This window comes from Borrelia hispanica CRI (assembly GCF_000500065.1).
Lineage (GTDB): Bacteria > Spirochaetota > Spirochaetia > Borreliales > Borreliaceae > Borrelia > Borrelia hispanica.
Genome location: NZ_AYOU01000163.1, coordinates 132,695 through 149,413, shown reverse-complemented (window position 1 = coordinate 149,413; position 16,719 = coordinate 132,695). Strand labels below are relative to the sequence as shown.

General features: G+C 28.1%; 14 protein-coding genes. 8 read left to right on the top strand and 6 right to left on the bottom strand.

Going from position 1 to position 16,719, the window contains the following annotated elements:
* Position 1: 1 nt before the first annotated feature.
* The 4 genes from lgt (at position 2) to U880_RS0107625 (ending at position 4,784) form a co-directional block, all read left to right on the top strand.
* On the top strand, positions 2–955 hold the full coding sequence (gene lgt / locus U880_RS0107640) for a prolipoprotein diacylglyceryl transferase (protein ID WP_024655446.1): 954 nt from the start codon (positions 2–4) through the stop codon (positions 953–955).
* 57 nt (positions 956–1,012) lie between these two features.
* Positions 1,013–3,010, top strand: coding sequence for an EAL domain-containing protein (locus U880_RS0107635; RefSeq protein WP_024655445.1), 1,998 nt, complete (start codon positions 1,013–1,015; stop codon positions 3,008–3,010).
* A gap of 132 nt (positions 3,011–3,142) precedes the next feature.
* Complete coding sequence (locus tag U880_RS0107630) at positions 3,143–4,516, top strand: aminopeptidase (RefSeq protein WP_024655444.1); 1,374 nt, start codon at positions 3,143–3,145, stop codon at positions 4,514–4,516.
* A gap of 4 nt (positions 4,517–4,520) precedes the next feature.
* Positions 4,521–4,784: a PTS transporter subunit EIIB gene (locus U880_RS0107625; RefSeq protein ID WP_024655443.1), complete on the top strand. Its 264-nt coding sequence runs from the start codon at positions 4,521–4,523 to the stop codon at positions 4,782–4,784.
* 20 nt (positions 4,785–4,804) lie between these two features.
* Here U880_RS0107625 and U880_RS0107620 read toward each other — a convergent pair whose 3' ends face one another.
* Genes U880_RS0107620 through U880_RS0107595 form a run of 6 tightly spaced genes read right to left on the bottom strand, consistent with a single transcriptional unit; the run spans position 4,805 to position 13,026 of the window.
* Entirely contained in the window at positions 4,805–5,857 is a 1,053-nt protein-coding gene (locus U880_RS0107620; protein ID WP_024655442.1) for an NAD(P)H-dependent glycerol-3-phosphate dehydrogenase, read from the bottom strand.
* A 24-nt stretch (positions 5,858–5,881) separates the two neighbouring features.
* On the bottom strand, positions 5,882–8,170 hold the full coding sequence (locus U880_RS0107615; protein WP_024655441.1) for an AAA family ATPase: 2,289 nt from the start codon (positions 8,168–8,170) through the stop codon (positions 5,882–5,884).
* 10 nt (positions 8,171–8,180) lie between these two features.
* Positions 8,181–9,401 (bottom strand): tyrosine--tRNA ligase, encoded by a 1,221-nt coding sequence (tyrS, locus tag U880_RS0107610; protein WP_024655440.1) that lies wholly within the window; start codon positions 9,399–9,401, stop codon positions 8,181–8,183.
* Between the two features lie 4 nt (positions 9,402–9,405).
* On the bottom strand, positions 9,406–10,734 hold the full coding sequence (locus U880_RS0107605) for a glycine--tRNA ligase (protein WP_024655439.1): 1,329 nt from the start codon (positions 10,732–10,734) through the stop codon (positions 9,406–9,408).
* A 23-nt stretch (positions 10,735–10,757) separates the two neighbouring features.
* Entirely contained in the window at positions 10,758–12,278 is a 1,521-nt protein-coding gene (gltX, locus tag U880_RS0107600; RefSeq protein WP_084543239.1) for a glutamate--tRNA ligase, read from the bottom strand.
* Positions 12,247–13,026, bottom strand: coding sequence for a hypothetical protein (locus U880_RS0107595; RefSeq protein WP_024655437.1), 780 nt, complete (start codon positions 13,024–13,026; stop codon positions 12,247–12,249). The genes gltX and U880_RS0107595 overlap by 32 nt, the downstream gene beginning before the upstream one ends.
* Before the next feature lie 136 nt (positions 13,027–13,162).
* Between U880_RS0107595 and U880_RS0107590 the strand changes: the two genes are divergently transcribed.
* Genes U880_RS0107590 through U880_RS0107575 form a run of 4 tightly spaced genes read left to right on the top strand, consistent with a single transcriptional unit; the run spans position 13,163 to position 16,690 of the window.
* Complete coding sequence (locus U880_RS0107590) at positions 13,163–14,308, top strand: HD-GYP domain-containing protein (RefSeq protein WP_024655436.1); 1,146 nt, start codon at positions 13,163–13,165, stop codon at positions 14,306–14,308.
* Positions 14,309–14,320: 12 nt separating this feature from the next.
* Positions 14,321–15,034 carry a 5'-methylthioadenosine/adenosylhomocysteine nucleosidase gene (locus tag U880_RS0107585; protein WP_024655435.1) on the top strand — a complete coding sequence of 238 codons (714 nt, stop codon included), beginning with the start codon at positions 14,321–14,323 and terminating at the stop codon, positions 15,032–15,034.
* A 16-nt stretch (positions 15,035–15,050) separates the two neighbouring features.
* Entirely contained in the window at positions 15,051–16,220 is a 1,170-nt protein-coding gene (metK, locus tag U880_RS0107580; RefSeq protein ID WP_024655434.1) for a methionine adenosyltransferase, read from the top strand.
* Positions 16,217–16,690: an S-ribosylhomocysteine lyase gene (locus U880_RS0107575; RefSeq protein WP_024655433.1), complete on the top strand. Its 474-nt coding sequence runs from the start codon at positions 16,217–16,219 to the stop codon at positions 16,688–16,690. Before metK ends, U880_RS0107575 begins: the two co-directional genes overlap by 4 nt.
* Positions 16,691–16,719 lie beyond the last annotated feature (29 nt).

Below are 16,719 nucleotides of genomic sequence, written 5' to 3'. Positions count from 1 at the left end.
AATGCCAAATTATATAAATTATCCTAGTTGGTTGCATCCTGAAATAATTAAAGGAATTCCAATTACATGGTATAGTTTATCTTATATTATCATTATAATAATTTCTTATAAATTTATCTGGTATCAAATCAGGACTGAAAAACTTGATATAGACAAAAATGATTATGAGCAATTAATGTTTTCCATCGTCATGGGCGCAATCATTGGAGGAAGGTTAGCATCTACTTTAATTTATGATAAAAGTGGTATTTATTACACACACCCATGGATGATTTTTTTACCATTTGACCAAAACTGGAATTTTACAGGCTTTAGAGGAATGGCAATACACGGAGGATTTTTTGGAGTTATTATTGCGCCGTTAATAATGATAAACACAAAACTTAAAAACACGAATGTAAAAAAATATTTTAAAAAAATAACAGATTACGGATCAATAGCTTTCTCTTCAGGATATATACTTGGAAGACTTGCTAATTTTGCAAATGCAGAACTTTATGGAAGACCAATGAAAGGTGGTGTAATCTTTCCAAATGCAGAACCTTTCAAAATAAGCCAAAATGGGGTCAAAGAATTCGCAGAATCGGTTGGACTTGAAATATTACCTCATGATTTATTTATTAATTTACCAAGAATCCCATCCCAACTCATAGAAGGATTATTTGAAGGACCTGTAATCTTTTTATTATTATGGTTCATATTTAGAAAAATAAAAAAATATGATGGCTTTATCTTTGGTGTATACATAATACTTTATGGAATATTTAGATTTTTAATTGAATACTTAAGAGAGCCTGATAAAGAAATAGGATTTATCATAACCTACAGAAAACCTGAGAGCATATTGGACTTTTCATTTTTAAATATATCAATGGGCCAAATATTCTCGTCAATTTTAATATTAGCAGGAATAATCTGGCTTATATGGACTAAAAAACAAGCTCAGAAAAACTAAATAAATAAACAAAAATATAGATTTATATAAAAAATAAGATAAATTTATTTAAGTAAGATGAGGAATAAAAATCCAAATGCAATTATAATATCTGAAAAAGCTGTTAGTGATAAAGATATTGCAAAAATAAAATCTATTTTTACAATATCTCAAATAATAGAATCTAGAAAAAATGTCTCAAGTGCATATATCAAACAAAGCAATATTAAATTTGCCGTTATTTATAATCATAAAAGACCAATAGATTTTTCAATCAATATAGCAAATGACTTAAAAAGTATTAATAACGTTCATTCAATTATCATAAACAATGAATATATAGATGAATCGATTTATAGACCAAATTACATAGAAATATTACAAAACATAGAAGAACTGAGTGAAAAAAATAAACTAATACAACAGAAAAAATTTTATTATGATAATAAAAATGCCAATCTTGATTTTTTCTTAAACTTATCTGAGCTTATTCACGAAATAGTCATTATCACAAACACTGAGAATGACATCATTTATATCAATGAGAAAGGCAGTAAAGAACTTGAACTACCAATCAAGATTAAAGGTAAAACAAACAAAATAAGTGATATCGATATCATAGATTTTGAAAAAGAAACTAAAATAGATCTAAATTATAACATAAATGATATCCCTGAGTTTAAAAATATACTGATAACTGATTGTCTTTTAAAGGTAAAAAATAACAAAAAATTAACTGTCGATCTATTTATAAGTACAATTGCTCAAAATAACATTGATAAATTAATTACAATAAAAGATGTATCTGATTTAAAATCTAAACAAAATATTCCACACTTCGAAATAATCGATCAAGAAACTGACTTATATAATATTAAAGGACTTGAAAAGTTATTGATAAACCAAATTGATTATTCTTCTAAAAAAACATATCTATTTGATTTAGATTTACACATAAACACAGAATATGAATATAAAGGCAACAGGGATCACTTAGACATAAAAATACTTAAAAAAATTACTACTAGAATAATGTCATTCTATTCAGAATATATATTTAGATTAAAAGACAATAATCTAATAGTTATTATATCCACAAGTGGAGGAGAACAAAGAGTAATTTCAATTGCAGAAGAAATAAAAAAAACTATCTCTAGAGAACTTAAAAAAGAAGGTCTCATAATACTTAAATTTAATATAGGCATAATAGAAGTAAACTTAAAAGAAGATATAGAAACAAAAATTTCAAAATTAAAAATAGCAACAAAAATATCTGATGAATACAAAGATTCTATGCCTACTTTATATAAAGATGAATTACCAGAAACAATAATTATTAAAAATCAAAATAAAATATTTGAATACATAATAAAAGCAATAAAAAATGATTTCTTTAGTCTATACTACCAAAAAATCACCCCTCTCAAAAAAGATTTAAAACCTAAAATTGAAATATTAACAAGACTTTTTGATTACACAGGAACACCAATTCCAAATAATCATGTCTTTAGTTTAATAGATAAATATAATTTAACTGTAGAAGTAGATAAATTAGTAGTTACTAAAGCATTAAGAGAATATACAAACTTTGTAACAAAAAATGGTGTTCATATCTTCTCAATCAATATTTCACCATACTCACTCAAATCCAAAAACTTCAGAATCTTTTTAAAAGAAACCCTTCTTCAAAGTCATGTTCCACTTCAAAATATATGCCTAGAAATAACAGAAACTGGAATTGTAGAAAATTTCGAATTAATCAATACATATTTCAATGAACTTAAAACTTTTGGAATTAAACTTGCACTTGATGATTTTGGAAGTGGATATACATCTCTTTCATACATCAAAATTTTACCAATAGACATAATCAAAATAGATGGCTCTTTTATTCAAGTAATAAATTCTAGTCAAATAGATCTTGTAATAATAAAATCAATAAAAGAAATTGCTGATACAAAACAAATAAAAATTATCGCTGAATTCGTATCTAATGAAGAAATTTTTAAAAAGATTAGTGAAATAGGAATAGATTATGGTCAAGGATTTTTATGGCATAAACCAGAACCAATATAAAAATACATAAATTTTTATGCATTAAAAGATTTCAAGTTACATCACAAACATTATTAGGCTGACAAAATAATTAATACATAACAAATTACAAATGCTAGAATGTTATAATAAGTAATTAAGAGGAGGAATTTTATGACTAAACAAAATCCTTGGCTGTCATTAAACGAAGAAAAGAAAAACAATATATTAGAGTTTGCTCAAAAATACAAGAAATTCTTAAGTACAGTAAAAACCGAACGAGAAGCTACCAACTATGCCATACAAAAAGCAAAAGAAAAAGGCTTCATCAGCGCTTGCCAAAAAAAAGAACTTAAAGCTGGAGACAAAATTTTCTACACATCTCGCAACAAAAACATAGCTCTTGTATTTATAGGAAAAGAACCTATTGAAAATGGAATGCATTTTATTGTCTCACACACAGATTCGCCAAGACTTGATGCTAAACCATTACCAATTATTCAAGAAAATGAATTTACAATGATGAAAACAAATTATTATGGTGGCATCAAAAAATATCAATGGCTATCTACTCCCCTATCAATAAGAGGAATAATATTTTTACAAAATGGAGAACAAGTAGAAATTAGCATTGGTGACAATAATGATGATCCTGTATTTGTAATTCCCGACATATTACCACACCTTGACAGAAAAGTTCAAAGAGACAAGAAAGCTGATGATATTATTGAAGGAGAAAATTTAAGAATCATAATTGGAAGTCTACCTATTGAGTCTAGAGACAAAGAAAAAGTAAAATTTGCTACTCTTACATTATTAAAAGAAAAATACAATATATCAGAAGAAGACTTTGTTTCAGCAGAAATAGAAATAGTACCAGCAGGAGAAGCAAAAGATGTAGGAATTGACAGAGCACTCATTGGAGCTTATGGACAAGACGATAGAGTTTGTGCTTATACATCACTAGAAGCTATCCTAAATTTAGAAGAAACACCAAATAAAACCGCTATATGTTTTTTAGTAGATAAAGAAGAGATTGGCTCAACTGGCTCAACTGGTTTGCAATCAAGATATCTTGAATATTTCGTATCAGATATAATATTTAAACTTAAACAAGAAGAATATAATAACCTTATTGTACACAAAACATTATGGAACTCAAAAAGCATATCTGCAGATGTTTGCGGAGCAATAAACCCTCTATTTAAAGTACATGATGAACAAAACGCACCAAAGCTAGGATATGGAATACCTATAATGAAATACACAGGTCATGGGGGTAAAATTATGGCCAGCGATGCTGATGCTGAACTTGTATCTTATATTAGAAATTTATTAGATAAAAACAATATAGCTTGGCAAGTAGCAACACTTGGAAAAGTAGAAGAAGGTGGAGGAGGAACTGTCGCAAAATTTTTAGCACACTATGGCATTAGAACAATAGATATGGGACCTGGAGTTATTAGCATGCATTCACCATTTGAAATAACCTCTAAATTTGACATATATACTTCTTATATGGCTTATAAAGCATTCTTTAAAGGATGACAAAATGAATAAAGAAACAATAGAAACATCAGAACATATTTTAGAATGCTTTGGGGGAATTACAAATATAAAACAAGTAGTTAAAGATTTAACTAGAATAAAAATATTAGTTGACAGTAATTCTTTAGTTAAGAGAGAAAATTTAACAAAAAATAAAAATATCATAGGAGCAATTAAGTCAAACGAAGTTACAGAAATTGTAATGAATTTTGCAATAATTGATGATGTTTACACTAACATAATATATATGATGAATAAAAAAAAATAATAGACCCAACTATTTGGGTCTTAAAATTTAAAATTTTTTATATAATCAATAACTGACTCTGGTTTTAATTCTTTATTTAAAATCTTATATACTATCATTGCCAAGTTTTGATAATCTGAACTAATACCTAAAAATTTAAAAAGCAAAGCAACTTCCCTAGCAGCAATCAATCCTTCAGGCAAATAACCAATTGTATTAATGTTACTTATTAGATCATCTATATCTCTAAATCCCTCCAAAATATTTTTGCCAACGATTTCACGACCAAATCTTCTATTTCTGCCAAAAATACTCCTACACGTAACATCTAAATCTCCAGAACCAGCTAGAAACAAAAATGTTTCCTCATTGCAAGTTCCAAGCTTAAATGCAATATTTTTCATGTCATTTAAAGAAACAGAAAATAAAAAAGACTCTGTATTATTACCTATCAAATTTGGATCTTTAATTTTACATTCATCCAAAATCCCAAAGGCAATGGCAAATATATTTTTTAAAGCTGATGCCACCTGAACACCAAGAATATCATAACTATAAAACATAGAAATAGAAGTACCACTAAATAAATTAATAAATTCAAAAGCATTGGCTTTATTCTTACTAGCAGCAACAAGTCCCGTAATAATTCCAAGTCCAACTTCCTCAGCATGACTTGGTCCTGCAATATAAGTAATTTCATCCTTATATTCTCTTAAAACACCTTCTGCAACTTCTACAATAGTACAAGGTTTATCATCAATTGTTATAAAACCTTTTGTTAGTATTGCCAGATTAAACTTCTTAGTAGTAAGCATACTTTTCAATTTATTTAAAACATTCAAAGTATAAAGAGAAGGTGTTACAACAAAAACATAATCTGATTTACTTACAACATCAAGTAAATCAGAACTTGCAACCAAATTATCTGGCAATTTAATGCCTTTTAAATACTTAGTATTCTCATGACTATTATTAATACTCTCTCTAACATCTTCCTCAAAAGACCATATTAAAACAGTATCCTTAAACTTATCAGCCAAAACTTTAGCAACAGCAGTACCCCAAGCCCCTGCTCCTACGATAGATATTTTCATATATACCTCCTTATAACCATGAAATTATAATAACTCATACTTAATCGTCTCGTCTAGAAAAATCCTAATCTTATCATTTTCTTTAAATTTTTTCAAAATCAAATCATCAATCAATAAACTTCCAATTTCTTTAATCACAATTTTACGCACACCCCTAATTCCAAGCCCATTCTCATAAATTTGTTTTTGAAAATAACCAATAACAGCCTCTTCAAAAAAAAGATCGATTTTTTCATTTTTTAGTATTTTAACAAAATTATTCACCTCTTCAATAATCACCCTTGTAAAATCACTTTCACTTAAAGGTTTAAAGAAAAAAACATGATCTACTAAGTCTAGAAGTTTATTAGAAAAACGTTTTTCTAATAAACTTCTGATATCAACAGTTTCATTTTTAAATCCAATACTATCAAGTTCTCTATATTCTATATTAATATCCATGATTATAATGCTACCTGCCAAACTTACACTTCTACCAAAACTATCAAAAAGTCTACCTGTATTAAATCCTTCAAAAAAAAAATCTATAACCCTCTTAGAAGACTTATCAAAATCTGACAAAACAATAATTGAACTTAAAGACTTATTTAAAAATCTAAAGAATTTAGTGGGTTCATCATAAGATTCAGAACCATATACTGGTCCTATCAAGCGATTAATACCATCAAAATCACAATATTCACTCATTCCCAAAGTAAGTTTAGGCATATTAAGTTCTTCTGATAAAACACACGCAAGTTTATTTTTATCTACATCAGAAGATCCAATTAAAATGAAAATACCAAGGGTACTATTTTTAAAGAAAAATTTAATTCTTAAAAGTTTAATATGCAAAAGCAATTCAGATAAAATATCCTCATCAATTATCATACTTGATCTTATCTTATGTTCCAAATTCATTAGTAAATCTTGATCATAATCATCAAAATTAAAAATATTGGTTCCAACCATATACTTGACAAAATCTCTAACATCATCACCTGTTATAACCTTTTTATTACCCTCAAGTTTAAATTTAGAGCCAAGACCATCTAATAGATCAAAAGCTTTATCGGGTAAAGCTCTATCTTTTATGTATTTAGACATAGTAATTGCAATCCATATAGCCTCATCTGTATACTCAACATGATGATGTTTTTCATATTGTTCCTTAGCCCCTTTCAAAATATGATAAGTATCCTCTAAACTTGGTTCTTTAAGTTCTACGCCATGAAATCTTCTTAGTAAAGCTTTGTCTTTCAAAAAAAATTTTTTATATTCATTTTTGGTAGTAGCCCCAATAAACTTTATTTTACCCAAAGTCAATATAGGTTTTAATAAATTTGAAACATCTATATTACTAAAAGATGTAGCACCAGCTCCAACTATCATATGAATTTCATCTATAAAAAGAATTACCTTTTTTTTAAAATGCAAAAAATCTAAGAGTTTGTTAACTCGATCTTCAAGATCTCCCCTATACCTAGTTCCAGATATAAGTCTTCCAATATCAAGAGAATAAACTTCACAATCAATCAATTCCTGAGGCACCTGACCTTCTCTTATCATATAAGCAAGTCCTTGAAGCAATATTGTCTTTCCAACCCCAGGCTCTCCAAATACAATTGGATTACTTTTATGTTTACGAAGCATTATTTGAATTAATGTATATAATTCTTTTTTACGACCAATCAAAGGATTTGTATCTAAATTTGGATCCAAATTATCAATAACATTAACTAAGAAATCATCAACTAAATTGTTCTCATCCAATGAATCATCATCTTGTTCTAATTTAAAATAATCTTCCTCAAAAATATTTAAACCTCCATATTTATCTATCCCTTTATTAAAAAGATCATTTGTAAGCAATTTTTCATTTTCAAGAAAACCTAAATCCAAATTTGAACCTAAATAGTCATAAATCTCCATTATTTTATCAAATATATCTAAACTAAAACCCGATTTTAATAAAGCATCTAAAATTGTATTTTTTCTTTTCCTAATTAATACCCATAACAAATCTTTCTCTTGTAATATATAAGGTTTTTTATAATAAAAAATCGTATCGATTATTTCTTGATATAAATCATTCATTTTGAAAAAATGATCATAAAAATCAGCATTTCTTATAGGAAGTTTTGTAAAAAACTCTTCTAAAATTTTATTAAAACTATAAAAATCAAGTGCACATAAACTAAGCAACTCTCTAATTTCATCATCACTAATTAAACTATAAAAGATATGTTCTTCGGTAAAAAAAAGATGCTTACGTTCCACAAAAAACAGAAACGATTTAAAAAACAAATGATTTAAAGCTCTTCTGTTATACATGAAACACCAATTATAAAATAATTCTCAAAATCTTTTTTTTGCCTATTTTAAGTTCAATCTCACCATTGATAAAATTGTCCTTACAAAGGCAATAATTTTGATCTCCTACCCTTACTTTATCTATATAAACTCCACCAGAATCAATAAGTCGCCTAGCCTCTGACTTACTCGTTACAACCTTTGCCAAAACCATCAAGTCAACTAATAAAATACTCTCCTCTAAATTAGTCAATGCCAATTTAAAAAAAGGAATATCAGATCTCCCTTCACCTCCTTTAAATGCTGCTTGAGCTGCTGAGGATGCTTTTAAAGCCTCATCTTTACCATGAACAATTTTTGTTATCTCAAATGCCAAAATCTCTTTTGCATTATTTAACAATTGTCCTTTAACACTTGCAATACGTTCAATCTCTTCATCTTCTAAAAAAGTAAATAAATATAAAAATTTTTTAACATCTAAATCTGGAATGTTTCTAAAATACTGATAAAAATCATAAACACTATAAAGCTTTGAATCAAGATAAACAGCTCCTGTTTCTGACTTACCCATTTTCTTACCATCACTTCTTGTAATAAGCGGCAATGTAAGCCCAAACACTTTGCTTCCCGATTTTCTATTAACCAAATCAACACCTGAGACAATATTCCCCCACTGATCATCACCACCAATTTGAAGTTTACAATTTTTCATACGACTTAACATATAAAAATCATATGACTGTAAAAGCTGATAATTAAATTCAATAAATGAAAGACCATCTTTTAATCTTCTCTTATAAGTTTCAAAACTTAACATACGATTAACAGAAAAGTAAATACCAACTTCCCTTAAAAATTCAATATAATTAATGCCATCAAGCCATTCGGCATTATTAAGAATATACCCACCACCACTAAGATCTATTATTTTAAGCAATTGAGAACTTATTGTCTTAACATTCTCATCTATATCTTCTTTTGACAAAATCTTACGCATTGAATCCTTACCAGAAGGATCTCCTATTTTTGTAGTCCCACCACCAATTAAAATAATTGGAACATGACCCTGTTTTTGAAGATGAATCATTACCATAAAAGGAATCAAATGTCCAATATGCAAAGAAGCAGAAGTAGCATCAACCCCAACATAAAAAACTATTTTCTCTCTATCCATCAATGTACTTAACTCTTCCAAATTAGTACACTGCTTTAAAAACCCTCTCTTATTTAAAACCTTTAGGGCTAAATTCATTTATTTAAACTCCCTTGTAATTTAGAATTTCCGTTTTAACATATGAATACAAATCATCAATAGAAATTCTTGTTTGAGTCATAGTATCCCTATCTCTTAAAGTTATCGTCCCATTTTCAATCGTATCATAATCTATTGTTACACAATAAGGTGTACCAATCTCATCTTGACGTCTATAACGCTTACCTATTGTACCATTCTCATCATAAAACATATAAAAATCATCGCTAAATTGCATAAACACTTTTCTAGCAAGTTCAGGTAATCCATCTTTTTTTACAAGAGGAAGTATTGCAACCTTATAAGGAGCAATCTTAGGATGTAAATGTAAAACTATTCGTTTATCCCCTCCCTCAAGTTCCTCACAAGCATAAGCATCACAAAGAGTCATTAGTACACTTCTTGTAAGTCCAAGAGAAGTTTCAATTACATAAGGAATATATTTATCACCTGTTATCAAATCATGATATTCAAACAACTTAGGTTTACCACAAAATTTAGCATGCTGATTTAAATCATAATTACCTCTATTATGAATTCCCTCAATTTCTTGAAAACCAAATGGAAACTGATATTCAATATCAACTGCAGCCTTTGCATAATGAGCAAGCTCATCATCTTTGTGTTTTTGAAATCTAAGATTATCAGCTTTTATTCCAAGAGTTTCAACAAAAAAATTCATTCGTTTTTGCTGCCAATAACAATACCAATCATCCATCTGACTCGGATGTACAAAAAACTGCATTTCCATTTGTTCAAACTCACACACTCTAAATATAAAATTCTTTGCTATTATCTCATTCCTAAACGCCTTACCAACTTGTGCTATTCCAAATGGAACCTTAAGCCTTGTAGTGTCCAACACATTACGAAAATTAACAAAAATACCCTGCGCAGTTTCTGGTCTTAAATAAATCTCACTAGAACTATCCTCAACAGCCCCAATATTAGTCTTAAACATCAAATTGAAACTTCTAGGAGTTGTAAAAGTTCCTATAGAACCACAATTAGGACATCCCTTAGATAAATCAATAAAATCTGTCCTAAATCTATTTTTACAATTTTTACAATCAACTAATAATTCCAAAAAACTATCAACATGCCCAGAAGCTTTCCAAACTTCAGGTCTCATTAAAATAGCACTATCTAATCCCACAACATTTTCATGAAAGTAAACCATATTTTTCCACCACTCTTCTTGTATGTTCTTCTTAATCTCAACACCTAAAGGCCCATAATCCCATACACCTGACAAACCTCCATAAACTTCTGAGGATTGAAATACAAAACCTCTCCTCTTAGCAAGTGAAATAATATCTTCTATTTTAGCCATATCAAACATCCTAAAAATTTAATCTATAATTCATACTTTTTTAAAAAGTCCTGAGCTTTATTTATTCTATCAAAGACCTTAACTTTACCAAGTAATTGCAAAGAATCAAAAAGAGGTGGTGATACCTTACTTCCAAGAACTGCGATTCTAATTGGAAGCAAAACCTCTCCTATTTTTAGATTATTTTCCCTAGCAAAATTATAAAAAATTTGTTCATTCTCGGACAATATCCTTGTTTCAAATCCTTCTAATACTGGTTTAATTTTTTCTAACAATGAATAAATATCACTTACTGTCTTTTTCTTCCCCAAAAATTCATCTAAATTCCAAGTTTCAATATTTGTATAAAAAAACCTAAGCATGCCAACAGCATCACCAAGTTTTCTAATCCTCGGCTTTATTAACGGAATTAACAGTAATAATTTTTCTTTGTCACAAGAATTACTATCCTTTTTAATATAACCTGCCTTTTGCAAGAAAGGAAATAAGAGTTCGACCAATTCATGATCTTCTTTTGTCCTAATGTAATGACTATTAAAAAAATCTAATTTGTTATAATCAAAAACAGCTGGTGATTTACTGATTTTATCAATGGAAAACAATTTTTGAAGTTCATTTTTCGTAAAAAACTCACTCTTACCATCATAAGACCAACCAAGCAAAGTAACATAATTAATAATAGCCTCAGGAAGATATCCATCATCAATAAATTGTTTTAAAGCTGTAGCACCGTGCCTCTTACTTAATTTTTGTCCATCACTTCCCATCACCATTGGAAGATGACAATAAATAGGAGGATTCCATCCAAAAGCATTATAAAGAAGCACATGCAAAGGTCCTGAAGAAATCCATTCCTGGGCTCTCAATACATGTGAAATCTCCATTAAATGATCATCAACAACATTTGCAAGATGATATGTTGGGAATCCATCAGATTTTAAAATTACAGGATCAGGACTAATATCCTTATTGGCCCATGTAATTTTGCCAAGCAAAATATCATTAAAAGAAGTCTCACCATCAAAAGGAATTTTAAATCTAACAACAGGACTAATTCCTAAACTTAAAGCATCTTTAATTTCATCTTTGCTCAAGTTCCTGCAATGTCTATCATAACCTGGTGCCATCTTGTTAATAGTTTGAATCTTTCTAATTCTCTCTAATCTATCAGGTGAACAATAACAATAATAAGCATTTCCCAATTCAATCAACTCTCTAGCATATTTTTGATATATCTCTGTTCTTTGCGATTGAATATAAGGAGCATAAGAACCTCCACAAGTAGGCCCTTCATCAAAATCAATACCAAGCCATGCTAAACTTTGATACAAATCTTCTTCTGCTTCCTTATAATATCTAGTCTGATCTGTATCTTCAATTCTAAGTAAAAATTTCCCATTAAAGGATTTGGCAAAAAAATAATTAAATAAAGCTGTCCTAATTCCTCCAATATGTTGCAAACCAGTTGGAGAAGGAGCATATCTAACTCTTATATTCAAAACACAACCTCTTTCAATAAAAAATGTCCTTTTTTGAAATATCATAAATGTAATAAAACACTATAAAAAATAAATTTGAACCAAGTAATTTTGTATGTTTAATATTAAGTCTATCTTTACATTTCAAATATCTATTCCTAATTTCAAGTCGTTTCTCTTCAACCAAATGACGTTTCAGTTTTGATTTTTTTAAAAGATAATAAAAATAAATTGTAAAAATAAGATCTCCTTTTAAAAAGAATTTTTTTAAAAAATTTATCTCATTATTCAATTTTTCATAATCTTCATCAACAATAGCATGAAGTGACACACAATATCTTACCCATTTATTACGATTCTCTACATGATTCATAATCAAACTACAAGCTTTTTCTTGTTCTCTAAAACTAACACAGATAGCATAAAGTTCTATTATTGTCTTATTACTCATTTTAGTATCTTTTAAATAAAGATAAATATCATCAAATGCTTTTTTATCCTGTTTGATTAAAGTCATTTTCAAAAGAATAGAAATATCAAATACACTTTTAAGTGTTTTGCGAATTATTTTAAGTCTTAAAAAAGTATAAGTATTCTCTATACCATTTAATATAAAATATAATCTTGAATATAAAAATTTAGAATATAGAATATTAAAAGCAAAGACAAATACAATAAAATACAAAATGAAATATCGATAAAAAATAATAAAATATAAAAAACTTGAAAAGTTGAAAATTTCTAAAAAATAAATAAAATATAAAAAAAAACAAAAAAACAAAATATTAAAAATAAAAAGTATTCTGTCAACCATCAAAAAATCTCTTATAATAAAGTTCTATTTTAAAATTAAGTACACATATAGTATCATTATACTAAATAGATAGAAAAATTAATAAACAATGCATTGTTGCATGTTTATTATTAATGCTTGAAGCTTAAGGAGACAAATGCAAAGCTTTGATAATTTAGCAAAAGAAATCAAAAATTTTTCATATGTGATAGAAAAAGATTTTTTAATATGGCCCAAAGATTCACTATTGCAACCTATAAACACCGAGCTCATTGAAAAATGGGGGCTTAAAAACGCAATACAAATAGAAAGAAATTTCTTTAATGAAGCATTAATACGAGAAACAAAAAAATATATTAAAATTAATGAAGAGTATGATAAAGAATCTATTGCAAATTATCACATACTAATAAGCAATTTAGAAGAAGTATACGAAACCTGCAAAAAAAATAAAAAAATTTATTACCAAGATGTCATTCCCATTGTAAAAAAAGTCATGGAATTTTATAAAAAAAACCAACAAACATTTATAAAATACATAAAAATACCTAAACTCCTATCTGATTATCACGTTGTTCACTCAATAAATACTTCAATATTGACTGTGGCTCTTGGCAATGAAATGAATCTAAATAATCATAAAACTGTTGAACTTTGCACAACAGCTCTTCTTCATAAAATAGGTTTTTTATTTATACCTTTAAGTATAAGTGAAAAGAAAGAAAAATTAACTGACAAAGAATTTGAAGTAATCAAAAAATATCCTGTACTTGGACACAAAATAATATCAACCACTAATTTTTCACGATCTATTTGTCTAGCAATACTTACACATAAAGAAAACTTAGATGGATCAGGATACCCCAACAAACTTAAAAGTGAACAAATTAACATTGAGGCTAATATAATAGGTGCTGCTAGCGCATATAGTGCAATTCTTTTAGATAAGATATATAAAGGAGCCTCAAGTTCGGGAGCATCTCTTATCGAATTAATACAAGATGCTGATAAAAAATTTGACAAAAGAGTTTTAAAACTAATAATTAAAGTTCTATCTCAATGTCCCCTAGACTTTATAGTTGAACTTAATGACAATTCAATTGCTAAAATAATAAAAATCAACGAAATCAATATTAATGTTCCGTATATAAAGTACATAATAAAAGATGGCAAAATTATACCTCCTAATGACAATCAAAGTTACATTAAATCCATACCCAAAACAGAAACAGGCATAAAAAAAATACTAAGACAAGATGAGATAAACCTTATTTTAAAAAAGTATGGTTTACAAGAAATATAAAAGGAGCAAAATATGATTTTAATAACATCTGCAATGGACGAAGAAGCAAGAGAAATACATCAAATTATTGAAAATAAAGAAGAAATCAAAGTAGACAATTACCTAGGTGAAAAAAAAATTTATAAAGGAGAAATTGAGGGACATAAGATCATATCTTTAACTACTGGTATTGGAAAAGTAAATGCAGCCATGTGGAATAGTTATATTATAGCAAAATATAAAATTACCCATATAATCAACTCAGGAACTGCTGGAGGACTTCAAGAATCTTCAAACATTAAAATATCAGACATCATCATATCATCACAAACAGCATTTCATGATTTCAACTTAACGCAATTTGATCATCAAATAGGACAAGTACCAGGATTTCCACAAAAATTCGAATCAGATAAAACTCTACTAAACAAAGTCGTTAGTATTATCAAAGACAAATTCCAAAATATTAATGTTCATATTGGCCTAATACTTACAGGTGATCAATTTATTGAAGATGAAAAACAGATAGAAAAAATTAAAAATGACTTTAAAGATGCTTTGGCTGTAGAAATGGAAAGTGCAGCAATTGCCCAAGTAGCATACACATTCAATATACCGTTTATAGTCACTCGTTCAATATCTGACTTTCCAAATAACAAAAATAACCACATAGATTTTAATAAATTTTTACAAGATGCATCAAAAAATTCAGCTAAAATGGTAAGGGAACTAATTAAGTCTATATAATACTTAAGGTGATAATATGAACAACAATAATTTAACAGCAACATCTGAGTCCGTATCTGAAGGACATCCCGATAAAATTGCGGATCAAATTTCTGATGCCATACTTGATGAAATACTTAAAAAAGACAAAATGGCAAAAGTAGCATGTGAAACTTTAGTATCACAAAATTTAATAGTAATAGCAGGAGAAATAAATAGTAAAGCAAAAAAAGATATAGATATCAAAGAAATTGCAAAACAAACAATAAAAAATATTGGATACACAAATATAGAATATGGACTTGATTACAAATCGGCAACAATAATTGATGTTATTGGTTTTCAATCAATCGACATTACAAATGCAGTTGAAAAAAAAGATACAAAAGATATAGGAGCAGGGGATCAAGGAATAATTTTTGGTTATGCATGCAATGAGACTGAAAATTTCTTACCCATAGCATACGAATTATCTAATTTAATTTTAAAAGAAGCTAGTAAACTTAGAAAATCAGGTGAAATTAAGTGGTTGCGTCCTGATGCTAAATCCCAAGTAACCATTGAATATGATTCTTATAAAAATCCAATTAAAGTCAGCAATATTGTCCTGTCCCATCAACATGATCCTGATATCCCTTATGACTTTTTAAAACAAACAATTATCGAAAAAATTATAAAACCCGTTTTAAATAGCAGATCAATGTTCGACAATAATATAGAATATTATATTAACCCTTCGGGCAATTTCGTCATAGGTGGACCTACTGGTGATACCGGCCTTACAGGAAGAAAAATTATTGCTGACAGCTATGGAGGATTTGCAAGACATGGTGGTGGCGCTTATAGTGGCAAAGATGCTACCAAAGTTGACAGATCAGCAGCTTATATGGCAAGATACATTTCTAAAAATATGGTAGCAGCAGGTATTTCTCGAGAATTTGAAATGCAAATTGCTTATGCTATTGGCATTCCCAAACCAATATCTATTAAAATAACCACAGGAATTAATGATAATGAATATGAAAAAAAAATATTGAATTTTATAATAAATAACTTTGATCTAACTCCTAATGGAATAATTAAAAAATTAAAATTAAGAGAACCTATATATTCTCAAACATGTACATACGGACATTTTGGAAAAAACGAATTAGAATGGGAAAAATTAGATTTCGTAGACACAATAAAAAAGGAGTTTCAAATATGAATAAAATATCAAGTTTTACAATTGACCACACAAAATTACAACCTGGCATATATATTTCAAGAAAAGATACATTTGAAAATTTAACACTAACTACTGTAGATATTAGAATGAAGACCCCCAACAAAGAACCTGTAATTAACAATGCAGAAATGCATACAATTGAACATATAGGAGCAACGCTACTTAGAAACAATAAAGTTTGGGGAGATAAAATAATATATTTTGGACCAATGGGTTGCAGAACAGGTTTTTATCTAATACTTCTTGGTAATTATGAAAGCAAGGATCTAATTGACTTAATATCTTGGCTTTTTAATGAAATCACCAATTTTCAAGGAAATGTTATAGGTGCAACTGAAAAAGAATGTGGTAATTACCAAGATCATAATCTAAATATGGCAAAATATGAATCTAATAAGTATTTAGAAACACTAGAAAATATAAAAAAGGAAAACCTAATTTACCCTTAACATACCTTAAATATATAAATGCAATACAC